At 66.2% G+C, this 22,254-nt stretch carries 21 protein-coding genes; 14 read left to right on the top strand and 7 right to left on the bottom strand.

The features are described 5' to 3' along the window. Positions 1–48 precede the first annotated feature (48 nt). The gene (locus ACVW1C_RS13835) at positions 49–1,212 is read right to left on the bottom strand and encodes an IS4 family transposase (protein WP_456758895.1); all 1,164 of its coding nucleotides are present in this window, start codon (positions 1,210–1,212) and stop codon (positions 49–51) included. 79 nt (positions 1,213–1,291) lie between these two features. Next, positions 1,292–2,098 (bottom strand): 16S rRNA (uracil(1498)-N(3))-methyltransferase, encoded by an 807-nt coding sequence (locus ACVW1C_RS13830; protein ID WP_456758894.1) that lies wholly within the window; start codon positions 2,096–2,098, stop codon positions 1,292–1,294. Between the two features lie 557 nt (positions 2,099–2,655). Here ACVW1C_RS13830 and ACVW1C_RS13825 point away from each other — a divergent pair. Both ACVW1C_RS13825 and ubiA read left to right on the top strand, forming a co-directional pair. Continuing rightward, positions 2,656–3,390, top strand: a complete 735-nt coding sequence (locus ACVW1C_RS13825; RefSeq protein ID WP_456758893.1) for a hypothetical protein — start codon at positions 2,656–2,658, stop codon at positions 3,388–3,390. Between the two features lie 25 nt (positions 3,391–3,415). Continuing rightward, positions 3,416–4,348: a 4-hydroxybenzoate octaprenyltransferase gene (ubiA, locus tag ACVW1C_RS13820; RefSeq protein WP_456758892.1), complete on the top strand. Its 933-nt coding sequence runs from the start codon at positions 3,416–3,418 to the stop codon at positions 4,346–4,348. A gap of 311 nt (positions 4,349–4,659) precedes the next feature. Here ubiA and ACVW1C_RS13815 read toward each other — a convergent pair whose 3' ends face one another. Beyond that, positions 4,660–5,184, bottom strand: coding sequence for a DUF6101 family protein (locus tag ACVW1C_RS13815; protein ID WP_456758891.1), 525 nt, complete (start codon positions 5,182–5,184; stop codon positions 4,660–4,662). 276 nt (positions 5,185–5,460) lie between these two features. Here ACVW1C_RS13815 and ACVW1C_RS13810 point away from each other — a divergent pair, with 276 nt between their 5' ends. The 6 genes from ACVW1C_RS13810 to lpxK all read left to right on the top strand — a co-directional run bounded on the left by ACVW1C_RS13810 (position 5,461) and on the right by lpxK (position 11,105). Next, the gene (locus tag ACVW1C_RS13810) at positions 5,461–6,849 is read left to right on the top strand and encodes a TldD/PmbA family protein (protein WP_456758890.1); all 1,389 of its coding nucleotides are present in this window, start codon (positions 5,461–5,463) and stop codon (positions 6,847–6,849) included. Then, positions 6,836–7,645 carry an inositol monophosphatase family protein gene (locus ACVW1C_RS13805; RefSeq protein ID WP_456758889.1) on the top strand — a complete coding sequence of 270 codons (810 nt, stop codon included), beginning with the start codon at positions 6,836–6,838 and terminating at the stop codon, positions 7,643–7,645. The genes ACVW1C_RS13810 and ACVW1C_RS13805 overlap by 14 nt, the downstream gene beginning before the upstream one ends. A 189-nt stretch (positions 7,646–7,834) precedes the next feature. Beyond that, positions 7,835–8,083, top strand: coding sequence for a DUF4170 domain-containing protein (locus ACVW1C_RS13800; protein ID WP_456758888.1), 249 nt, complete (start codon positions 7,835–7,837; stop codon positions 8,081–8,083). Next, positions 8,080–8,793, top strand: coding sequence for a lysophospholipid acyltransferase family protein (locus tag ACVW1C_RS13795; protein ID WP_456758887.1), 714 nt, complete (start codon positions 8,080–8,082; stop codon positions 8,791–8,793). The genes ACVW1C_RS13800 and ACVW1C_RS13795 overlap by 4 nt, the downstream gene beginning before the upstream one ends. Beyond that, positions 8,756–10,090 (top strand): 3-deoxy-D-manno-octulosonic acid transferase, encoded by a 1,335-nt coding sequence (locus ACVW1C_RS13790; protein WP_456758886.1) that lies wholly within the window; start codon positions 8,756–8,758, stop codon positions 10,088–10,090. Before ACVW1C_RS13795 ends, ACVW1C_RS13790 begins: the two co-directional genes overlap by 38 nt. Then, a complete protein-coding gene (gene lpxK, locus ACVW1C_RS13785) occupies positions 10,083–11,105 on the top strand; it encodes a tetraacyldisaccharide 4'-kinase (RefSeq protein ID WP_456758885.1) in 1,023 nt (340 codons plus the stop codon). The genes ACVW1C_RS13790 and lpxK overlap by 8 nt, the downstream gene beginning before the upstream one ends. A 14-nt stretch (positions 11,106–11,119) precedes the next feature. On the opposite strand, the gene ACVW1C_RS13780 is transcribed toward lpxK, so the two are convergent. After that, positions 11,120–11,347: a DUF2093 domain-containing protein gene (locus tag ACVW1C_RS13780; protein ID WP_016848019.1), complete on the bottom strand. Its 228-nt coding sequence runs from the start codon at positions 11,345–11,347 to the stop codon at positions 11,120–11,122. Between the two features lie 187 nt (positions 11,348–11,534). Here ACVW1C_RS13780 and ACVW1C_RS13775 point away from each other — a divergent pair, with 187 nt between their 5' ends. Next, complete coding sequence (locus ACVW1C_RS13775; protein WP_456758884.1) at positions 11,535–12,368, top strand: dienelactone hydrolase family protein; 834 nt, start codon at positions 11,535–11,537, stop codon at positions 12,366–12,368. Positions 12,369–12,576: 208 nt separating this feature from the next. On the opposite strand, the gene xseA is transcribed toward ACVW1C_RS13775, so the two are convergent. Further along, positions 12,577–14,199 carry an exodeoxyribonuclease VII large subunit gene (gene xseA, locus ACVW1C_RS13770; RefSeq protein ID WP_456758883.1) on the bottom strand — a complete coding sequence of 541 codons (1,623 nt, stop codon included), beginning with the start codon at positions 14,197–14,199 and terminating at the stop codon, positions 12,577–12,579. 164 nt (positions 14,200–14,363) lie between these two features. Here xseA and purD point away from each other — a divergent pair, with 164 nt between their 5' ends. Continuing rightward, entirely contained in the window at positions 14,364–15,647 is a 1,284-nt protein-coding gene (purD, locus tag ACVW1C_RS13765; RefSeq protein ID WP_456758882.1) for a phosphoribosylamine--glycine ligase, read from the top strand. Between the two features lie 123 nt (positions 15,648–15,770). Here the strand turns inward: purD and ACVW1C_RS13760 are convergent, their stop codons facing one another. Continuing rightward, positions 15,771–17,003, bottom strand: a complete 1,233-nt coding sequence (locus ACVW1C_RS13760) for an acyl-CoA dehydrogenase family protein (protein ID WP_038388024.1) — start codon at positions 17,001–17,003, stop codon at positions 15,771–15,773. Positions 17,004–17,124: 121 nt separating this feature from the next. Between ACVW1C_RS13760 and ACVW1C_RS13755 the strand changes: the two genes are divergently transcribed. Next, positions 17,125–18,030: an alpha/beta fold hydrolase gene (locus ACVW1C_RS13755; RefSeq protein WP_456758881.1), complete on the top strand. Its 906-nt coding sequence runs from the start codon at positions 17,125–17,127 to the stop codon at positions 18,028–18,030. 135 nt (positions 18,031–18,165) lie between these two features. Here ACVW1C_RS13755 and ACVW1C_RS13750 read toward each other — a convergent pair whose 3' ends face one another. After that, positions 18,166–18,612, bottom strand: a complete 447-nt coding sequence (locus ACVW1C_RS13750; protein WP_224943568.1) for a nucleoside deaminase — start codon at positions 18,610–18,612, stop codon at positions 18,166–18,168. Between the two features lie 141 nt (positions 18,613–18,753). On the opposite strand from ACVW1C_RS13750, the gene ACVW1C_RS13745 reads away from it, so the two are divergent. The 3 genes from ACVW1C_RS13745 to ACVW1C_RS13735 all read left to right on the top strand — a co-directional run bounded on the left by ACVW1C_RS13745 (position 18,754) and on the right by ACVW1C_RS13735 (position 22,177). After that, positions 18,754–20,901 (top strand): pseudouridine synthase, encoded by a 2,148-nt coding sequence (locus tag ACVW1C_RS13745; RefSeq protein ID WP_456758880.1) that lies wholly within the window; start codon positions 18,754–18,756, stop codon positions 20,899–20,901. Positions 20,902–20,907: 6 nt separating this feature from the next. Beyond that, positions 20,908–21,465: a 16S rRNA (guanine(966)-N(2))-methyltransferase RsmD gene (gene rsmD, locus ACVW1C_RS13740; protein ID WP_456758879.1), complete on the top strand. Its 558-nt coding sequence runs from the start codon at positions 20,908–20,910 to the stop codon at positions 21,463–21,465. A 94-nt stretch (positions 21,466–21,559) separates the two neighbouring features. Further along, complete coding sequence (locus ACVW1C_RS13735; protein ID WP_456758878.1) at positions 21,560–22,177, top strand: hypothetical protein; 618 nt, start codon at positions 21,560–21,562, stop codon at positions 22,175–22,177. The last annotated feature ends 77 nt before the right edge of the window (positions 22,178–22,254 follow it).

The raw sequence follows: 22,254 nt of genomic DNA, 5'->3' as shown, positions 1-22,254 counted from the left end.
CCCTCTCCCTAACCCTCCCCCGCAAGCGGCAGGGCTGTCCGGGGAAATTCAACCATAGCAGAGTTCCATCTGGTCGAGGGACGTTGTGGATTTGCGACGGCCAGGGTTGATTGGCGGAGGCTTTTCGATGCTGGCGAAGGCTCGCCGGGTGAACAGGAACTGGCTGACGAGTTCGGCGAGCCTGAGCGGCAGCATTTTGATGCAATTGGTCCGCGCGGCAATGCGCAACAGTAGGTAGGCAATCATCGCAGCAAGGACTTGCAGGCGGATTGCATTGTCATTGGTGCCGAGGAACTTGCGAATGTCGAGGTGTTGCTTGATCCAGCGGAACAGCAGTTCGATCTGCCACCGGCTCTTGTAGAGGGCGGCGATCTCGACAGCCGTTCGGGTCGTGTCGTTGGTGAGAAGCGTGATCACGCTGCCGTTCTCCCGCCTGACCTTGATGCGCCGCAGCGGTATCGGCAAACGCGAGGCGCCCTTACTGGTGAGCTTCACCTCGTCGTCGACGATGATCTTGAAGCCGTCCCCCTTGCTGTTGCGGATGGTGCGATGCCTGACCGCGCGTAGCCGGATGCTCGTCTTCGGCCGGGTCACGAAGAAAGCCTTGCTGTCATTGATCTTATGCCACCAGTCGAAACGGCAATATCCCTTGTCGAACACATAGGTTGTGCCGGCCTGGATCGGAGTCTGGCGACCGATCTCGATATCGTTGACGTTGGCAGCCGTCACCTCGACGCACTTCGGGATATCGCCCTTGGGATCGTAGACCACGTGCAGCTTCATGCCGCGGATGCGGCCGTTCCACGCCGCCCAGGTGCAAACTTTGCCAAGCGGGATCGGACTGGCATCGATCAGGCGCACCATCTCCATGCCTTCGCCCCGCAACTGCCGGCTTGCCATCGCCGACAATCGTGCAAAGGTTTGCGCAAAAATGCTGGACGGGCGGCGGCTGTTGGCATCCGACAGTGTCGAGCGGGACAACCTGCCGGTGCCCAGGTGATAGTGATGCTGAGGATTGGCGTTGAAGCCGGTCACCACGGCGCGCAGGCTGTTGTTCCCGCTCAACTGCGCATAGATCAGCGCTACCAGGTGATCCCAGCTCTTGAACGACTTGTCATAGGCATCCCCGTCCAGACGATCCACAGCCGCCTGAAACTGCCGCCGATTGATCGGTTCAAGCAGCCTACTAAAAATGCTATCGCGAAATCGCATGCTCGGCCTTCTGTGTCTCGACAACCAGAAAAGACCGATTTGCCTCGGTTTCGCCGAGCATGCACCGCGACACAGTGAATCATTCCCCGGACAGCCCTGCCGCAAGGGGGGAGGGAACCCTTCCGCCGGTCCGTCCATCACTACCTCCCCAATCCCCCAGTGCCGCCTGCACCAGCGCCAGCGCGGCGACGGCGGCAGTATCGGCGCGCAGGATGCGCGGGCCGAGTGCGAGACGGAGGATGTCGGGCTGGCGCAGCAGCAGCGCGCGCTCTTCGTCGGCAAAGCCGCCCTCGGGGCCGATCAGCACGTCGATCCCGCCGTTTGCGGCGGTCGCCGCCTGCAACGCCTGCACCGGGTTCGCGACTTCTGCCGCCTCGTCGCAGAACACCAGAAGCCGCGCCGAATCGCGCCCCGCCAGGAAACGTTCGAGCGGGAGGGGATCGGCGACCTCGGCGAGCGAGATGATCCCGCACTGCTCGGCGGCTTCGACCACATTGGCGCGCATCCGTTCGCTGTTGACCCGCGACACCTGAGTGAAGCGGGTCAGCACCGGGACCAGCCGTGCCGCGCCCATCTCGACCGCCTTCTGCACCATGTAGTCGAGCCGCGCATGTTTCAGCGGGGCGAACACATAGGTCACGTCGGGCAGGCGGTCCTGCGGGCGGGTCTGCGTCGTGATCGTCAGCGTGTCGGCGCGCTTGCGGCCGGAAATCTCGGCGCGCCATTCGCCATCACGCCCGTTGAACACCAGCACGGTATCGCCGGCGCCAAGCCGCAGCACGTTGCCGAGATAGTTGCTCTGGTCGCGTTCGAGCGAAACGGTCGCGCCGGCACCGAGCGGGGCATCGACAAACAGGCGGGGGCTGCGAAAATCGAGTTCAGGCATGTCCTGGGTTCCTGAGCCGCCTTCTAGCCTAAAGGCGCCGCCAAGTATCGTTCAGGTCTGCCTGCTGCTGATTGCGACCGGAGAGGATCGTCGGATTTCGACATCGTTGGTCAGAGCTCCGGCCGCTTCCAAGCCGCGAAGCAAGTTAACCAAACCGGGCGACACCGTAGTCCCTCGGACTCGCCAGGAACGCTCCGGCCAACTACTACAATGGTGTCGATATATTGCTTCTGTCACCAAGTCCTTTTGAAGTCCGAGGGGTCGCTTGCACGCGGCCCCTTTTGTTTTTCGGTCGGTGCGGAGCCGCATATTCGAGCCGAGGCATCACCGAAAATCCCGTTCAGGCACATGCGATGGTCCGCTTTTACCGCCGTTCGAGGCCTAAAGGCTTCAAATCGGGGAACAATTTAATGTGGCCGGTGTGGCCCTACGCCGCGCTGTCGCCCAAATCCACGGGTTGTTAAGGGCTCACAGGAATCGTAAAACGCCCCCAAATTTCGTTGCTTCGTTTTGTTGCGCTGGGGTTGCCTGGACCTTTTGCCGGAGAAACACCCTCGATGATCCGCCGACTGATCGTGCTGACCGTTGCCGCGACCGCCCTGTCCGCGGGGCACGCCGCGGCCCAGAGCGCCTTTCCGGCGCCGCTGCCCAATCAAGGCCTGGCCGGCACCGCCTCGGATCCCGCGTTCCCGCCGGTGAACGGCGCGCGTGCAAGCCGCGCAGGCACCGCTTCGGATCCTGCGTTCCCGCCGGTCAACGGCGCACCGGCGGCCAGGATCGGCGCCACGCCGTCGGCATTTCCGACCAATGGCGCAGCTCCCATCGCCGGCGGCGGTCTGTCGTCACCGCCGCCCCCGCCCGGCGCCGGTGGTGGCGCCGCCGGTGACGCCTGCATGAAGGATTTCGTCCCGCTGCGCGAGGAAGCCGAGAAGCGCGGCAAGGCGATCAAGGCGGCGAGCGACCGGCACGCCAGCCCGCAGGAGGCCTGCAAGCTGATCGGCAATTACAGCCAGGCCGAAGTCAAGATGATCAAGTACGTCGACACCAACGCGTCGAAGTGCGGGATCCCGCCGCAGATCTCCAACCAGCTCAAGGACGGTCACAAGAATACCGAGGCCTTGCTGAAGAAGGTCTGCAACGTCGCGGAGCAGGCGGCGGCACAGCCGCGCGGGCCCGTGGGGCCGTCGTTGAGCGACGTGCTCGGCTCGTCCGCCTCGCTGCCGGAAGCGACGCCGACCAAGAAGGGCGGCAGCACCTTCGACACGCTGAATGGCAACGTTCTGACCCGATGATTGGGCGCCCGATGATTGACCGGCCATGAGCGAGGTCTCCGCCCGCGTTGCCGACTCCACAGGCAACTGGGTGGATACCCATGCGCCGGTCTGGTCGCGGCCATATCTGCGGCTTGCGCGCTACGACCGGCCGATCGGCTCCTGGCTGTTGTTGATGCCGTGCTGGTGGTCGGCGGCGCTTGCCGCCGGCGTCGCGCACGATGTGCGCTCGCTGCCGCTCGTCGTCCTGCTGTTCTTCATCGGCGCCTTCGTGATGCGCGGCGCGGGCTGCACCTGGAACGACATCACCGATCGCGATCTCGACGCCAAGGTCGAGCGTACGCGGTCGCGGCCGATTCCGGCCGGGCAGGTCACGGTGACGCAGGCGGCGGTCTTGATGGTCCTGCAGGCGCTGATCGGGCTTCTCGTGCTGCTGCAGTTCAACCGCTTTGCGGTCATGACCGGCATCGCCTCGCTCGTGATCGTCGCGATCTACCCGTTCATGAAGCGGATCACCTGGTGGCCGCAGGTCGTGCTCGGCCTCGCCTTTTCCTACGGCGCACTGATGGGATTTGCGGTGACCTTGGAGCGCATCGATGCGGCCGCGATCGCGCTTTACGCCGGATCGATCGCCTGGGTGATCGCCTACGACACCATCTACGCCCATCAGGACGCCGAGGATGATGCGCTGATCGGCGTCAAATCCACCGCGCGCCTGTTCGGCGCACGCACCCATCGCGCGCTGGTGATTTTCTATGGTCTCGCCGTGCTCTTGATCGGCGTGGCCTTCGCGCTCGCGGGCGCGCGCTGGCCGGCCTGGATTGGGCTAGCGGCATTCGCGCTGCATCTCGCCTGGCAGGTCCGCCGGCTCGACACCAGCCACCCCGCGCTCTGCCTGCGCATCTTCAAATCCAACCGCGACGCCGGCTTCATCCTGTTCGCAAGCCTCGTCGTCGACGCGGTGTTGCGCGCGGCGTAGCTCTCGTTGTTCCGGGCGACCGTTGCAAAAGGTCGGGCGATTCACGTAGCGAGAACGCCGAAGTTTTGCTCACTGGCCGTGCAACACACTCGGTGTCGTCCCGGCGATGGCCGGGACGACGCTTGAGGATGTCGGTAAGGCCACCTACTCAGTGTCGTCCTGGCGAAAGCCAAGACCCATTACCCCACATCTCAATTGTTGTGCGACGCTGGGGCCGCGATCACGCTCGTCACCGAAAGCGGTGGTTATGGGTCCTGGCTTTCGCCAGGACGACGAAAGAGGTGGGAGGCGTGGAGCGCAGCTAAACGAACTCAATCCGGCGCGATGATCTCGCGCTCGTCGCGATGCACGCTGGTGCCGTTGAGGCTGACGCCGGCGCGGCGGCGGACCAGGAATTTCGGGCGGCGCGCGCGGATTGCGTTGCGGCGGCGGCGGCGCGGCGCAGGCTGGCGCGGCGCCGGCTCGGTCAGTTGCGGGAGATGGAAGATGTCGCTCCACATCTGCCAGGCGAAGCTGATCTCTTCGGCATCCGAACTGCTGCCGAGCGGAATGGAGAGCGCGGGATCGCGGTGAACCAGCACCAGCATCTGCGCGTCGTCGATGCCGCGCAGCGCGACGCCGAGAAAATCACTGACGCGAACATTGACCGCCATCCGCATGCCGAGAACGGCACGGCGCAGCACGACATGTTCGCGATGAAGCTCGACCTGCCGCATGCCGCCATCCGCGCGCGCATCCTGCGCGTGGAAGCTGAGGGGAAGGGAAAGTGGGTCGAGCCGCAATGCGCGGCTCGACCCGGCGGAATTGATTCCGCTTGTTGGTGTTTGACGCCTCAAAGCCTTAGTCTCCCCGCCGGGATTATGTTCCCGGTCGATGTGTGAGAGCCTAGCCGAGCGATGGCTGTTTCGGCTTAAAAAGCCTGGTTAACCGCTCCTCACCTGGCGCCATGATTGACAAGAGGTTGGCCGGCATGATTGACGAAGCCTTGCGCCGATCACTCAAATCTTTGTTGCCCGCCGGTGCAAAGTGCTTGAATTCCCTGTGAATCCGGCACATCTGGTTAGGTCTGTCGACGCCATTCCGGGCCCCCCTCAATCCGCGGGAATTCGTTCGTGAACTCTTCACCATCTGCATCGCGACACGGCGATACCTCCGATCTGTTCGACCAGTCCGGCCTGAGCGACCTTGCGCGGCGTCTGGTCGAAGCCGCAAAGCGCGCCGGCGCCGATGCGGCCGATGCCATCGCGGTGCGCGGCGTCTCGCAAGGCGTCGAAGTCCGCGACGGCCGCGTCGAGGAAACCGAGCGCTCCGAGGGCGACGATGTCGGACTTCGGGTGTTCGTCGGCCAGCGCCAGGCGGTGGTGTCGACCAACGACGTCAGCGGCGACGGGGTTGCAAAGCTCGCCGAGCGCGCGGTCGCGATGGCGCGCGTGGCGCCCGACGACAAATATGTCGGTCTGGCCGATCCCGCGCTCCATGCGCATGATTTCCCCGATCTCGATCTGCTCGACCGTAACGTCCCGACCACGGCCGAGCTCGAGCGGCGCGCCATCGAAGCGGAAGCCGCGGCACTCGCGGTCAAGGGCGTCACTAAGTCCGGCGGAGCATCGGCCTCGACCGGGATCGGCGGCATGGTGCTGGTGACGTCGACCGGTTTCCACGGCTCTTACCTGCGCTCCAGCCACGGCATCTCGACGACGGCGATTTCCGGTGAGGGCACCGGCATGGAGCGCGACTATGATTTCACCAGCGCGCCGCACGCGTCCGATCTCGATTCACCCACGGCCGTTGGCCGCAAGGCCGGCGAGCGCGCGGTGGCGCGGTCGAATCCGCGCAAGGTCGAGACCTGCAAGGTGCCTGTGGTGTTCGATCCGCGGGTTGCGGGCTCGATCGTCGGCCATCTGGTCGGCGCCATCAACGGCGCCTCGATCGCGCGCAAGACCAGCTTCCTGAAGGACAAGCTCGGCGAGCAGCTGTTCTCCAGGGATATCCGCATCATCGACGATCCCTTGCGCGTGCGCGGCCTGCGCTCGCAGACCTTCGACGCCGAAGGCGTCAAGGTGAGGAAGATCGCGCTGATCGACGAAGGCGTGCTGACCACCTGGGTGCTGGACTCCGCGACTGCGCGCGAGCTCGGCCTGGTCACGACCGGGCATGCGCATCGCGGCGTGTCGTCCTCGCCGTCGCCCGGAACATATAATCTGCATCTCGAGCCGGGTGCGGTGACGCCGAAGGAGCTGATCTCCGACATCAAGCAGGGCTTCTATGTCACCGACCTGATCGGCTCCGGCGTCAACGGCGTGACCGGTGACTACAGCCGCGGCGCGTCCGGCTTCTGGATCGAGAATGGCGAGATCACCTATCCGGTCAGCGAAGTGACCATCGCCGGCCACCTGCTGCCGATGTTCAAGTCGCTGGTTGCCGCCAACGATCTGGAATTCCGCTACGGCGTCAATTCGCCGACGCTGCGCATCGAGGGGCTGACGCTTGGCGGACGCTGATACGGACGACTGGACCAAGGCGCGCGACGCCGCCTTGCTGACCAGATCGGTGCAGGAGGCGGGCCGGCTCGCATCGTCGCTGTTCCGCACCGAATTGAAGAACTGGATCAAGGGCGCGTCCTCGCCGGTCTCCGAGGCCGACATCGCCGTCAACGACCTCCTGGAGCAGCAGCTGCGTTCGGCGACGCCGGGTTACGGCTGGCTGTCGGAGGAGAGCGTCGACAACGCGACCCGGCTCGACCGGCGCTTCACCTGGATCGTCGATCCGATCGACGGCACCCGCGCCTATCTCGCCGGCCGCGAGGACTGGTGCGTCAGTGTGGCGCTGGTTGAAAATGCATTGCCGGTGCTCGCGGCGGTGTATGCGCCGGTGACCGAGGAATTCTTCTTTGCCGCCCGCGGCCAGGGCGCCACCCTGAACGACAGCGGCGTGCACGCGACCGCGGGCACCGATTTCGATTTTCCCCGCATGGCCGGACCGAAACCGCTGGTGCAGCGGCTCAGCCCGACCTCGGACGAGATCACGCTGTTTCCGCGGATCGGATCGCTGGCCCTGCGGTTGTGCCGCGTAGCACAAGGTCGACTTGACGCCGCCTTCGCGGGCGGGCAAAGCCGCGACTGGGATCTTGCCGCCGCGAATTTGATCGTGCAGGAAGCGGGTGGTAAGATGACCGCGCTCTCGGGGGATGCGATTGAGTACAATCGCCGGGAGGTGACGCATGGGGTGCTGGTGGCAGCAGGACGCGAACGTCATGCACGCATTGTCGAGCATTTTCGCAACCGTCCATTGCCGTGAGGCCCCGCCGATCCGCGCCGCGTTTCCGATTGTGACGAACAGACTTGTTACGACAAGCCTGTGACGACCAGACTTGTAACGACCAGACTTGTAACGACCAGACTTGTAACGACCAGACTCGTGACGACCAGACCTGTGACGACAACGACTTCATTTGCTTGCCGGGCATCTCGTTAGGAAAACCATCTCATGTCAGACAATGCCCAGCCACAGCTGCTTCACCTCGTGATCGGCGGCGAGTTGACCGATCTCGAGCACAACACCTTCAAGAACCTGGACGAAGTCGAGATCGTCGGCGTCTACCCGAACTATGCGACCGCCTATGCGGCCTGGAAGGCGAAGGCGCAAGCGACCGTGGACAACGCCCAGATGCGCTATTTCGTCGTTCACCTCCACCGGTTGCTCGATCCTGGGCAGGACACAAAGCACTCCCATTGAAACGACTATTTCGCGATCTGCTGCGCAGCGGCTTCGTGCAGCGCGTGCTGGGTGTGCTTGCGGCCGAGTATCTGCGGCTGGTGTGGTACACCAACCGCTTCATCTATCAGCCGCATGACGTATACGGGATCGTCGAGCCCTTGATGCCGGCGATCTTCGTGTTCTGGCACGGCCAGCACTTCATGACGCCGTTCATCAAGACCAAGGACAGCTACCGCGCCAAGGTCTTGATCTCCCGCCACCGCGACGGCGAGTTCAACGCCCTCGCGGTCGAGCGGCTCGGCATCGGCACGATCAGAGGTTCCGGCGACCATTCCGGCGCGTTCCATCGCAAGGGCGGCGTCGGCGCCTTCCTGGAGATGGTTCGGGCGCTGGAAGACGGCTGCAACATGGCCACCACGGCCGACGTGCCGAAGCGGGCGCGGGTGGCGGGTCTCGGGGCCATCATGCTGGCGCGGGAAACCGGCCGGCCGATCATCCCCTTTGCGATGGTCACCAGCCGATTCATCCGGTTGAAAAACTGGGATTCCACGACCATCAATTTGCCATTCGGGCGCGGCGCAGTGGTAGGTATTGAGCCGGTCTATGTGCCGCCCGATGCCGATGCCGCGACGATGGAAAAGCTTCGGCAGCACGTGGAGAACCTTCTCAACGAAGCGACCCGGCGCGCCTATGCAGCCGTCGGGCGGCCGGAGGCAACGCTTGGCTAGCTCGCTACCGATGACGTTGCGTGTCTACCGCAAGCTGTCGTCCGCGATGGTGCCGCTCGCGCCTGCGCTGATCAAGCGGCGGCTCAAGCTCGGCAAGGAAGACCCCGAACGGGTCGGCGAGCGGCGCGGCATGAGCGGCGACGTCCGGCCGCAGGGCCCGCTGGTGTGGATTCACGGCGCGAGCGTCGGCGAGGTGCTGGCGGCGGTCGGGCTCATCGAGCGGCTGCGCGCGCTCAATCTCCGCATCCTGCTCACCTCGGGCACGGTGACCTCGGCCGCGATCGTGGCCAAGCGCTTTCCGCCCGACGTGATCCATCAATACGTGCCATATGACTCGCCGCGCTATGTCGCGCGCTTCCTCGATCACTGGCGTCCGTCGCTGGCGCTGTTCATCGAGTCCGACCTGTGGCCGAACCTGATCCTGTCGAGCGCCGCGCGGCGGCTGCCGATGGTCTTGATCAACGGGCGGATGTCGCAGCGCTCGTTTCCGCGCTGGCGCCGGCTCTCCAACACCATCGGGGCGCTGCTCGGACGGTTCGACATCTGTCTCGCGCAGTCGAAGACCGATGCCGAACGCTTTGCCGCGCTCGGCAGCCCAAACGTCATGGTCACCGGCAACCTCAAGCTCGACGTCGCGGCGCCGCCGGCCGATCCCGCCAAGCTGGAGCGGCTGATGTCGGTGACGCGCGGCCGCGCGATCGTGGTTGCCGCGTCCACCCATCCCGGCGAGGAAGAGCTCCTGATCGAGGCGCACAAATCGCTCGCCGGATTCTTCCCCGGGCTGCTCACGGTGATCGTGCCGCGGCATGCCGCGCGCGGCGAGGCCGTGGCGCGGCTCGTGACGGAAGCGGGCCTGCGCCCCGGGCTGCGCTCGCATGAGGACCTGCCGGTTGCGACCACCGATATCTATGTCGCCGACACGATGGGTGAGCTCGGCCTGTTCTACCGGCTGGCGCCGATCGTGTTCATGGGCGGTTCGCTGGTCGCGCATGGCGGCCAGAACCCGATCGAGGCGATCAAGCTCGGCGCTGCGATCGTGCACGGCCCGCACGTCTTCAATTTCAGCGAGGTCTATGACGCGCTCGATCGTGCCGGCGGCGCGCGGCGCACCGACGATCTGGAAGCGCTGGTCAAGCAGCTTGGCCAGTTCCTCGCCGATCCCGCGGCTCGCGATGCCTCGCTTGCGGCCTCCGAGCGCGTCGTCGAACAGCTCGGTGGCGCGCTGGAGCGCACGGTGACCGCTCTCGAGCCCTATCTGTTGCAGCTGCAGCTCGAGATGGGAGCCGCCAATGCGTGAGCCGGCCTTCTGGCACCGGCCATCGTCTTGGACATCGCAATTGTTGAGACCGCTTGCCGCGCTCTACGGCGCGGTGGCCGCGCGGCGGATGCAGGGCTCCGGCGTCGATGCCGGCATTCCCGTGATCTGCGTCGGCAATTACCATGTCGGCGGCGCCGGCAAGACGCCGACGGTGCTGGCGCTGGCAAAACTGCTGCACGAGCTCGACGAGCGGCCGGTGGTGCTCAGCCGCGGCTATGGCGGCAGGCTTGCCGGGCCGGTCAAGGTCGATCGTGACCGCCACACGGCGGCCGATGTCGGCGACGAGCCGCTGATGATGGCGGCGACCTTGCCGGTCGTGGTCTCGCGCGACCGTGCCGCGGGCCTGGCGCTGGCGCGCGCGCAGGACGCGAGCGTGATCCTGATGGATGACGGCTTCCAGAATCCGAGCGTGATCAAGGACGCCTGCCTGATCGTGATCGACGGCACGCGCGGCGTCGGCAATGGCCGCGTCATTCCGGCCGGACCGTTGCGCGCGCCGCTGTCGCCGCAGCTGGAACGGACCGACGCGCTGATCGTGGTCGGCGAGGGGCGTGCAGCGAAAAAGATTGCGGCCGATCTCGCGTCCCGCGGCAAGCCGATATTGCCGGCGCATCTGACGCCGGTCCAGGCTTCGCTGGCGGCGTTGAGCGGCAGGCGTGCGCTTGCTTTCGCCGGCATCGGCGATCCCGCGCGCTTCTTCAACTCGCTGCGCGCAAGCGGGATCGACGTCGTGCGCAACACGGCGTTCCCCGATCATCACGCCTTCACCAAGGACGAGATCGCGCAGCTCGTTGCCGATGCGAGAAGTGACGGGCTGACGCTGGTGACGACGGAAAAGGATCTGGCGCGGTTGCGTGGTCCGGCCGGGATGCCGGCCTGGGCACAGGCGATCGTGCCGTTCGCGGTGACGCTGCAATTCGAGGATGCTGCCGCGCTGCGGCGCCTGGTGACCGATCAGCTGTTCAAGGCGCGAAGCAGGAGGCTGCGCGCATGAGCGCAGTCTTGAGCTTAAGCCTGCGGCTTGAGCACGCCGGGATGGTGGCGCTGCAGCACGGCGGTCGGGGTGGCGTAGGCCTCCTGCAGGTCGACGCTCCAGTACTTCAGCTCGTCGAGTGGAATCCGGACGTCGGTGATGGCACAACGCACAAAGGTGCCGGGCGAGATCACGCGGAAATCGCCGTCGAGATATTGCACTTGCGCTTCGCCATGGCCCGAGGGACCGAACTTGTTCAGCACGTTTGAGCTCTCCGCCTTGCCCCTGATGAGGCAGCCTTAAATGTTCATGAAGCCGTCTATCACAGATAGGGGGTCATGTCCGCCCGTTAAACCACCGACTTGTGATAATTTGGCGGCGGAGGCGCATGGTAGCGTTGCGGCCATGGTCCGCTGTGTTTGCAGCGCCATAACGAGCCGGCCGGATCGGATGCGCCTCAAGTCAGTTTTCATGTGCCTCGCCATGCTTGCCGTGCCGGCCGCGGCGGCGGCGCCGCTTCCGGCCCCGCATCAGGTCGAGATTCCCGAAGGCAATGTCACGCTGCATGCGCAGCTGTACCGGCCCGACGGCGATGGCCCGTTCCCGACGGTCATCGCGCTGCATGGCTGCGGCGGTCTCGCCGGCCGTTCCGAGCAGGTCGCACCGCGCTATCGCGACTGGGCCGAGCAGCTGCTCACATCAGGCCATGCCGTGCTGCTGCCCGACAGCTACGGCTCGCGCGAGCTCGGGCCCCAGTGCCGCATTCGGGAACACCAGGTCCAGACCCGCCGCGCGCGGGTCGCCGACATCAACGCCGCGCGGCAATGGCTGGTGCAGCAGAAATGGGTGGCGAAGAGCCGCATCAGCCTGATCGGCTGGGGCAACGGCGCGGCCGCCTTGCTGTGGGCGGTGCGGCCGCAGATGTGGTCGCGCAATGTCGAGCCGGACTTCCGCTCGGCCGTCGCGTTCTATCCGGATTGCCGCACCTCGTCAGGCCTTGGCTGGAGCGCGCGGGTGCCGACGCTGGTCCTGATCGGCGCGCGCGACGATGTAACGTCATCATCGGCCTGCCACCAGATGGTCGACGGCGCGCGCGGCCGCAGCGCGCTGGCGCGGATCGTGGTCTATCCCGAGGCCTATCACGATTTCGACCGCGCCAACCTGCCGCTGCACGCGGTCGCGGCCTCGTCCGATGTCGACATCACGGAGCCCGGTCACATCGGCACCGATGCGAGCGCGCGCAAGGACGCGCAGAAGCAAGTCGCCGAGTGGCTGGCGCGCTAGGGCGGGAAAAGTTAGGTTGAATCGGTTTGGCCACGAACGCGGTTCACCTCTCCCCGGCGGGGAGAGGTCGATTTGCGTAGCAAATCGGGTGAGGGGCCGCAGTTCTAGCGAGAGACCGTGATCCCTCACCCGGCGCTACGCGCCGACCTCTCCCAAGGGAGAGCTGAACTTCCGCTGCCGATCCAGACAAACTTGATCCCATTCCGCTCTAGAACAGGCTGCCCTGATCGACCGGCTTGGTGACGCGCTTCGGCGCGGCCGGTTTCGCCTCGCGCGGCTGCGGCTTCGGCTGGCTCTCAGGCGACGCCGTCGCCGCAGGCTGATCGGCATTCGCGGTGGCAGCGACGCGGCCATCGGCGAACTCGATCGACAGGCCGGCGTTCGGGCCGACCGCCGCGGCGGCATGGATCGCGTGTCCCTGCGCGTCGCGCACCAGCGCAAAGCCGCGCGCCAGCACGCCGCGGTAGGACAGCGCCGACAGCAGCTGGCTGCGATGGGCGACGCGCGCTTCCAGCCGCTGCAGCGTGGTCAGCAGCGCGCGGCAGGCGCGCTCGGCCAGGCGCTGGGTGCGCTCCAGATCGCGCGCGATCGCGTTGCGCTGGGCCTTCGCGTTGGCGAGCTTCGAGGCCTTGAGCCGGATCTCGAGCCCGCTGAAGCGCTCGCGACGGCGATGCAGCAGCGAGCGCGCCGACAGCGTGATGCGTTCGCCCGAGACGGTCAGTCGCTGCCTTGCATGCGCGACCTGGCCGCGCAGCACGCCGATGGTGAGGCGCGAGCTCGACGCGGCAAAGCGGCGGAAATGCGCGTGCGTATTGGCCTGCAGCCCGCGCGGCAGCCCGGCTGCGAGATGATCGAGCCGCTGCCGCGGGATCGCCAGCAGTTCGTTCGCCGCCGGCAGCGCGCGCGCCGCGGCACGCAACTCGTTGCGGCGGGCCTCCTGGCCGCGCTGCCAGCACACCATGGTGCGGCGCGCGAGCGCTGTGACCTCGACGAACAGCTCGCTCCGTACAGGCACCGCCATTTCGGCGGCCGCGGTCGGCGTCGGCGCGCGCTTGTCGGCGACGAAGTCGATCAGCGTGATGTCGGTCTCGTGGCCCACCGCCGAAATCAGCGGGATATGGCTCTCGGCCGCGGCGCGGACCACGATCTCCTCGTTGAACGACCACAGGTCCTCCAGCGAGCCGCCGCCGCGCGCAACGATCAAGAGATCAGGCCGCGGGATCCGGCCGCCCTCCGGCAGCGCGTTGAAGCCGCGGATCGCGGCCGCGACCTGCTCGGCCGAGCCGTCGCCCTGCACCTTGACCGGCCAGACCAGCACCCGGCGGGGGAAGCGGTCCTCGAGGCGATGCAGGATGTCGCGGATCACGGCGCCGGTTGGCGAGGTGACGACGCCGATCACCTCGGGCAGCCAGGGCAACAGCTGCTTGCGGGCCTCGTCGAACAGGCCCTCGGCCGCCAGCTTCTTCTTGCGCTCCTCCATCAGCGCCATCAGCGCGCCGACCCCGGCCGGCTCCAGCGAATCGATGACGATCTGGTACTTCGAGGAGTTCGGATAGGTGGTCAGCTTGCCGGTGGCGATGACCTCGAGCCCTTCCTGCGGCTTGAAGCGCATCCTTGCGTGGGCAAACTTCCAGATCACCGCCTCGATCTTGGCGCTCTCGTCCTTCAGGGCGAAATAGCAGTGGCCGGAGGAGTGCGGCCCGCGAAAGCCGGAGATCTCGCCGCGGACGCGGACATGGCCGAACCGGTCCTCCACCGTCCGCTTCAGGGCGGAGGAGAGTTCCGAGACGGTGAATTCAGGTGCGTTGACGAGATTCGGAGCAGCGGTCATCTGGCCTATAGAATCGGGGTTTTCGACCCCGTGTGCAAGGTCCGGACGCCTCGTTTCAAGCGTCGAATCACATATCCACATCTGATCGAACCGCTGGTTGCTGCGGTCCGGGAGCGTGCTAAACCGAACCAAACGGCGTTACAACCCCCTGATCGGCGACACAGATGAACATCCTCCTGCTCGGTTCCGGCGGCCGCGAACATGCGCTGGCGTGGAAGATCGCCGCATCTCCGCTGGTGACCAAACTCTGGTGCGCGCCGGGCAATGCCGGGATCGCGCGCGAGGCCGAATGTGTCGCGCTCGATGTCGCCGACCATGCCGCGGTGATCGAATTCTGCCGGCGCAACGCGGTCGATCTGGTGGTGGTCGGTCCGGAGACGCCGCTGGCCGCCGGTATCGTCGATGACCTCGCCGCCGCAGGCATCAAGGCGTTCGGGCCGAGCAGGCAGGCCGCGCAGCTCGAGGGCTCCAAAGGGTTCACCAAGGACCTCTGCAGCGAGTTCAGCATTCCGACCGGCGCCTATCGCCGCTTCGACAATGCGAAGGACGCGGTGGCCTATGTCCGCGCCCAAGGCGCGCCGATCGTGGTCAAGGCCGATGGGCTCGCCGCCGGCAAGGGCGTCGTGGTGGCGCAGACCTTGCTCGAGGCGGAAGCCGCTGTCGCGATGATGTTCGAGGGCGCGTTCGGCTCGGCCGGCGCAGAGGTCGTGATCGAGGAATTCCTCTCGGGCCGCGAGATCAGCTTCTTCGCGCTGTGCGACGGCGAGACCGCGATCCCGCTGGCGTCCGCGCAGGACCACAAGCGCGTGTTCGATCACGACAAGGGGCCGAATACCGGCGGCATGGGCGCCTATTCGCCGACGCCATTCGTGACGCCTGAGGTGCACGACCAGATCATGGCGCGGATCATCCTGCCGACGGTTGCGGGGATGAAGAGCCGCGGTACGCCGTTCAAGGGCGTGCTCTATGCCGGCGTGATGCTGACCGCGCAGGGCCCAAAGCTGTTCGAATACAATGTTCGTTTCGGCGATCCCGAGTGCCAGGTGCTGATGCTGCGGATGATGTCGGACATCGTGCCGGCGTTTCTCGCCTCTATCGACGGGCAATTGAAGAACTTCGATCTGCGCTGGTACCCGGACCCGGCGCTGACGGTGGTGATGGCGGCCAAGGGCTATCCCGGCGACTACATCAAGGGCACGCGGATCGATGGCCTCGATGACGCCGCCAAGGTCGACGGCGTCGAGATCTTCCACGCCGGCACCGTGGCCAAGGACGGCGCAATCCTTGCCAACGGCGGTCGGGTGCTCAACATCTGCGCGATGGGCAAGACCGTCACCGAGGCGCGCGACCGCGCCTATCAGGCCTTCGACCGCATCAAATGGCCCGAGGGATTCTGCCGCCGCGACATCGCCTGGCAGGCGGTGGAGGCGGAGCAGGCCAAGGGCTAGCTCGCCACGTCATTGCGAGGAGCTCGCGACAAAATTGCACAGCAATTTTGCGCTGAAGCGACGAAGCAATCCACTTTTCCGCTTGCCGCGAGATGGATTGCTTCGCTTCGCGCGCAATGACGCTTACAGCAAATCCCCACCCGCCGCGCTCGCGGTGGTGCCGTGCTCGCGGAACGCCTTGATGACGTTCTTGCCGATCTTCCACTTGTGCACTTCGTCGGGACCGTCGACCAGCCGCTGCGAGCGCACCTGCGTGTACCATTTCGCCAGCGGCGTATCCTGGCTGAAGCCGAGTGCGCCGTGCAGCTGGATCGCGGTGTCGATCACCTTGTGCACCATGTGGGCGTGGAAGATCTTGGCGATCGAGTTCTCCTGGCGGATGTCGAGGCCCTTCTCGGCCTTGTAGGCGATGTGCAGCAGCATCAGCCGGCCGATATAGAGTTCGCTCGCGCAGTCGGCGAGCATGAACTGCACCGCCTGGCGGTCGGCCAGCAACTGGCCGAAGGTCGAGCGCTTGGTGACGTGGGCAGCCGCCATGTCGAGCGCGCGCTGCGCCTTGGCGACGTTGTGCATGCCGTGGCGCAGCCGGCCATAGGCGAGGCGGTGCTGGCCCATGTTGAAGCCATTGCCCTCGCCGCCGAGCAGATTGTCGGCGGGCACCTTGAGATCCTTGATCTCGATCTCGGAGTGGCCGCCATGGATCACGTCATCGTGCGGCCCCTCGATCGCCATGTTGGCGACGTTGCGCTTGATGCGGTAGCCGGGGTTGGGCAGCTCGACGATGAAGGTCGAATATTGCTTGTGGCGCGGCGCGTTCGGATCGGTCTTCGCCATGACAAGCGCGAGGTCGGCGACGCTCGCCGACGAGGAGAACCATTTCTCGCCGTTGAGGATGTAGTTCTCATTGCCGTCCTTGACGGCGGTGGTCTGCATGCCGGTGGCGTCGGCCCCGGCGGCTTTCTCGGTCATCGAGAAGCAGATCCGCTTCTCGCCGTTCAGCAGCGGTTTGAGGAATTTCTCCTTCTGGTACTCGGTGCCGTGCGCGAGGATCGTCATCATCGAGGCATCGTCCGGCCCCTGCGTGTTCATCGAGAGCGCGCCGAGCATGCTCTCGCCGAGCTCCATCTGCACCAGGGCGTTGGCGAGCGGGCCGAGGCCCATACCGCCATACTCCTTCGGCACGAAGGGGCACCACAGGCCCTGCGCCCGGGCCTTCTTGCGCAGCGGTCCCAGCACCTCGGCAAGCGGCTTGGTGTCGAGTTCCTTTTCCGCCGGGATGCACTCGTCGTGCACGAATTTGCGGACCTTCTCGCGGATCGCCTTGGCTTCGGCCGGAATTTCGAAATCGATCGACATGGCACTTCCTCGTTTCGTATTGTTGTTGGTTGGGTTCGAGGATGGCATAAACCTCGCCTGAGCCAGCGGCAACGCCGAACAAAGTTTGAAGCACGGCGCACGCGACCGGGAGGAGCCACCGATGCCTGATCTCGCTGATCTTTTTCCCGGCTATGAATCCAAATGGATCAACACCTCGCAGGGCCGCATCTTCGCCCGCGTCGGCGGCAAGGGGCCGCCGCTGCTGTTGCTGCACGGGTTTTCCTCGACGCATGTGATGTGGCACACGGTCGCGCCGAAGCTTGACGACAAGTTCACGCTGATCATCGCCGACCTGCCAGGCTACGGCTGGTCCGACATGCCGGACAGCGACAAGGACCATACGCCGTACACCAAGCGGGCCTGGGCGAAGACCATGGTCGAGGCGATGGAGCAGCTCGGGCATGTGCATTTCGCACTCGCCGGTCATGACCGCGGCGGCCGGGTCTCGTACCGGCTCGCGCTCGATCATCCCGGCCGGCTGTCGAAGCTCGCGGTGCTCGATATCGCGCCGACCTATGATTACTGGCAGAAGCTCAATCGCCTCTCCGCGCTGAAGATCTACCATTGGGCGTTCCTGGCGCAGCCCTATCCGCTGCCGGAGACGCTGATCTCCAACAATGGCGAATTCTTCCTCAAGGAGAAGATGGCGAGCCAGACCAGGACCAAGACGCTGGAGGCGATCGATCCGCGCGCGCTCGCGCATTACCTTGCGCCGTTCCGCGATCCCGCCCGCATCCACGCGATGTGCGAGGACTACCGCGCCGGCGCCTATGCCGACTACGAGATCGACAAGGCCGACGTCGACGCCGGCAACAAGATCACGATCCCGATGCTGGCATTGTGGGGCGATGCCGGCGTTGCCAGCGCGGCAACCACGCCGCTCGACACCTGGAAGAACTGGGCGACCAATGTCAGCGGCGCGCCGGTGGCGTCGGGACATTTCCTGCCCGAGGAGGCGCCGGACGCGACCGCCAAGCTGCTGCGCGAGTTTTTCCTGGCAGGGTAGTCGTAGCGCTAAAACCGTCATCCTGAGGAGCGCGGAACGCGCGTCTCGAAGGATGCACGGCCCGGCTGGTGGCCGTCGACCCTTCGAGACGCGCTACGCGCTCCTCAGGATGACGGGTCTACATTCGCAAAACGTCTACCGCCGCTCCCTGAAGAACTCGCGCAGGAGGCGCGCGGACTCGGTCTCGCCGACTGCGCCGTAGACCTCCGGCACATGGTGGCAGGTCGGCTGCGCGAAGAACCGCACGCCCGACTCGACCGCGCCGCCCTTGGGGTCGGCGGCGCCGTAATACAGCCGGCGGATGCGGGCCAGGGAGATCGCGCCGGCGCACATGGTGCAGGGCTCCAGCGTCACGTAGAGGTCGCAATCGACCAGCCGCTCGGTGCCGATGGCTTCGGCGGCCTGCCGGATCGCCAGGACTTCCGCATGGGCGGTCGGATCGCGGTCGGTGAGGGTGCGATTGCTGGCGGTGGCGATGATCTCGTAACCCCGGACAATCACGCATCCGATCGGAACTTCGCCGGCTTTTCCGGCGTTTTCGGCCGTTTTCAGCGCCAAATCCATGAAAGAAGGGGCTGACATGCCTCGTATCATCGGAAGAAACCTGCTAGTAGCTTCGCCTTCAGCAAAAGTGGATGCCGGTTTTGCGTCAAATGCGCTGCCAACAGGGCGCGTACGCCCGGCTGCCCTTGCACCCCAATTGAACGTCCAGCGAGATTATTCATGCCCCGCGACAGCGACAAAAACAACGATTCCCGCGGCCGGCGTGATCGGCCCGGCGGCGGCAAGGGCCGCTCCGGCGCCGCCCGTGGACCGGACAAGAAATTTGCCAAGCGCGGCTTTGGCGACAAGAAGTTTGCCGGCAAGGGCGATGGCGAGAAGCGGCCCTATCGCGGCGATCGCGAGGACCGTCCGCCGCGCCGCGAGTTCGGCGACAAGCCGAGGTTCAATCGCGATGACGCCCGTGGCGATCGGCCATTCCGCGATCGTCCGGCCCGCGACGGCGATGGCGAGAAGCGCACGTTCAAGCCGCGCGGCGACCGGCCGAGATTTGATCGCGGCGGGGATGGCGAAAAGCGTTCGTTCAAGCCGCGCGAAGACCGCGGGGGCGAAAAGCGGCCCTACACGCCTCGCGGCGACCGTCCGAACTTCAATCGCGACGATCGCCCGCCGCGGCGCGATCGCGATGATGCGCGCCCGGCGGGGCGGTCTTCCGATCGGAAGTTCGGCGACAGGAAGCCTTACGCGCCGCGCGAGCGTGACGGCGAGAAGCGGCCCTATACGCCGCGTGGCGAGCGATCGTTCGGCGACCGTCCTTCGCGCGACGGCGACCGGCCCGCACGGAAATTCGGCGGCGACAGCAAGTTCAAGCGCGGTGCGGCGGATCGCGGCGGCGATCGTGATCGCGGCGATCGCGGCCCGCGCAAGGACTTTGGCGACCGGCCGCCGCGCGGCGAATCCAAGCCGTGGCAGAAGCGCGAGGGCGGCTCTGATCGTCCGGAGCGTGGTTCGCGTCCGTTCCGCGACGGCCCGCGCAATTTCGACAAGCCGCGCTACGACAGGCCGCGCGACGATCGCGGCGGCGGCGAGCGGCCGCGGTTCTCGCGTTCCCGCGACGATCGCGAGCAGGGCGATCGTCCGGAGCGGCCGAAGTTCAGCCGGCCGCGCTGGGAAAGAGACGAGGCTGGTGGCGACAATCGCCGGCGCGATCGCCCCGAAGGCCGGCCCGACTGGCAGGAGCATCCGCGCAGCGAGGGCCGTTTCGGTGATCGGCCGCGCCGCGAGAACGAGGACGACAGCAAGGTCTTTGCCAAGCGGCCGGCGTTCGGCGGCCGCGGTGCCTATCGCGAGCGCTCCTACGATGACCGCCGCGAGCGGCCCGAGCCGAAGCCGAAGAAGGCGGGCGAGCGCATTGCCAAGGTGCTGGCGCGCGCCGGTCTCGCCTCGCGCCGCGATGCCGAGGAGATCGTCACCCAGGGCCGCGTCACCGTCAACGGACGCGTGATCAACTCGCCGGCGCTCGACATCACCGACAACGATGTCGTGGCGGTCGACGGCAAGCCGTTGCCGCCGCGCGAGCGGACGCGGCTGTTCATGTATCACAAGCCGCGGGGGCTGATGACGACGCATGCCGACCCCGAGGGACGGCCGACCGTGTTCGACAATCTGCCCGAGGGCCTGCCGCGGCTGATCTCGATCGGCCGGCTCGATTTCAACACCGAGGGCCTGCTGCTGCTGACCAATGACGGCGGGCTGGCGCGGACGCTGGAGCACCCCGACACCGGATGGCTGCGCCGCTACCGCGTGCGTGCGCATGGCGAGGTGACGCAGGGCCAGCTCGACCAGCTCAAGAACGGCGTCGAGGTCGACGGCGTCAAATACGGGCCGATCGAGGCGACGCTGGAGCGCGACCAGAGCTCCAACGTCTGGGTGGTGTTCGCGATCCGTGAGGGCAAGAACCGCGAGGTGCGCAACGTGATGGCGCATCTCGGGCTCGAGGTGAACCGGCTGATCCGGATCTCCTACGGCCCGTTTCAGCTCGGCGAGCTCGAGGAAGGCAAGGTCGAGGAGGTCAAGACGCGGGTGTTGCGCGAGCAGCTCGGCGAGAAGATCGCCAAGGTCGCAGGTGCGGACTTCACGCGGCCGGAGCAGCGCGAAGCCGGCGGTGGCGACGATGCGCCCGCCAGGAAGCCGAAGCCCAGCAAGCGCGAAACGATCAACGACCGCAAGGGCCGCCGCGTGCTGGTGCAGCGCACCGGCAGCGAGGAAGCCCGCGCCCGCAACGAGGACGAGGCCAACGGCTACGGCCCGCCGCGCCGTCCCAAGCGCGGCTATCACGGCAAGCGCGATCTCACGCCGAAGGACGAGTAACGGTCAATGCGCGTCGTCGGGGGCAGGCTGAAGGGCCGCAATCTCGCTTCGCCGTCGGGCCGCGACATCCGTCCGACCGCTGACCGCCTGCGCGAATCCGTGTTCAACATCCTGATCCACGCTTACGACAATCCGATTCTGGACGCGCGCGTGCTGGATCTGTTTGCCGGCACCGGCGCGCTCGGCATCGAGGCGGTGTCGCGCGGCGCGAAGTTCGCGCTGTTTGTCGACAATGGCGCCGAGGCGCGGGCGCTGCTGCGCAACAATGTCGAGTCGCTCGGCCTTGGCGGGACGACCAAGGTCTATCGCCGCGATGCCACCGATCTCGGACCTGCGCATCCGGTCGAGCCGTTCTCGCTGGTGTTTCTCGATCCGCCCTACGGCAAGGGGCTCGCCGACAAGGCGCTCGCCTCGCTGCGCGACGGCGGCTGGCTGACGCCGGGCGCGCTGCTCGTCGTCGAGGAGGCCAAGGCCGCGGCGTTCGCGGCGCCCGAAGGCTTCGAGGAGCTCGAGCGGCGCGCCTATGACGACACGGAGTTCGTGTTCCTTCGCGAAAAAGTGTAGGGGCGCATCGGTGTCAGCGTCATCCGCTGACTCTATGGTGGTTGTGCCTTCTCCACCGCCAGACTGATCCAACGCCATTTGCGGAGCGCGAACCATGACCGACACTCTTGCCGGGCTGGCCGGTCAGCTGGAGACGCACGTCAAGGCGTTGCGTCGTGCGGGTGACGACGCAGTGCTGCTTGCGGCCGCGCGCGATGCCGCCGACCAGATCGAGCGCGGTCGCGGCGCGCAGGATGGTGACGCGCGCGAAGCGCTCAAGATGGTTCAGCGGTGGACGTTCAACGCGGCGGCCGATTGCTGGCCGGGCTGGAGCGTTTCCGACAAGCCGATCAGCTCGGACAATCTGCTGGCCGCGCGCGAGCTTGCAGAACGCTCGCTCGGGCTGGTGCGGACCCTGGAGCTCGGACCTCTGCGCGAAGCAACGGGCGTCTGGATGGTGGGGGCGTTCGACCTGGCGCTTGGCCGGTACGACGAAGCCTCGCAGCTCTTCCGCGAGGCGCGGGAGCAGTATGTTGCCGAGAATGCGCCGGGTCTGGTGCTGCTGACGGAGGGCTATGTCGCGATCGTCCGGCAGGTCGGCAAGCAGGCAGCCGATGGCGATGATCTCGATCAGGTCTGCACGCGGATCGCGGCAGGCGGGTACGAGGACGGCGACGAATGGATTGCGCAGCTTCGCACAGCGTTGCAGGTCTTCGCGCGCAAGGATTCGTAGGATGCCCTGATCTGTCGTCCCTGCGAACGCAGGGACCCATAACCACGAAAGTGTGTTGTGAAAGCACGCTGGGGTCC

This window comes from Bradyrhizobium sp. USDA 4011, assembly GCF_054063415.1.
Note: the sequence above shows the minus strand (reverse complement) of the source record. Positions and strands in the feature narration are given on the sequence as shown.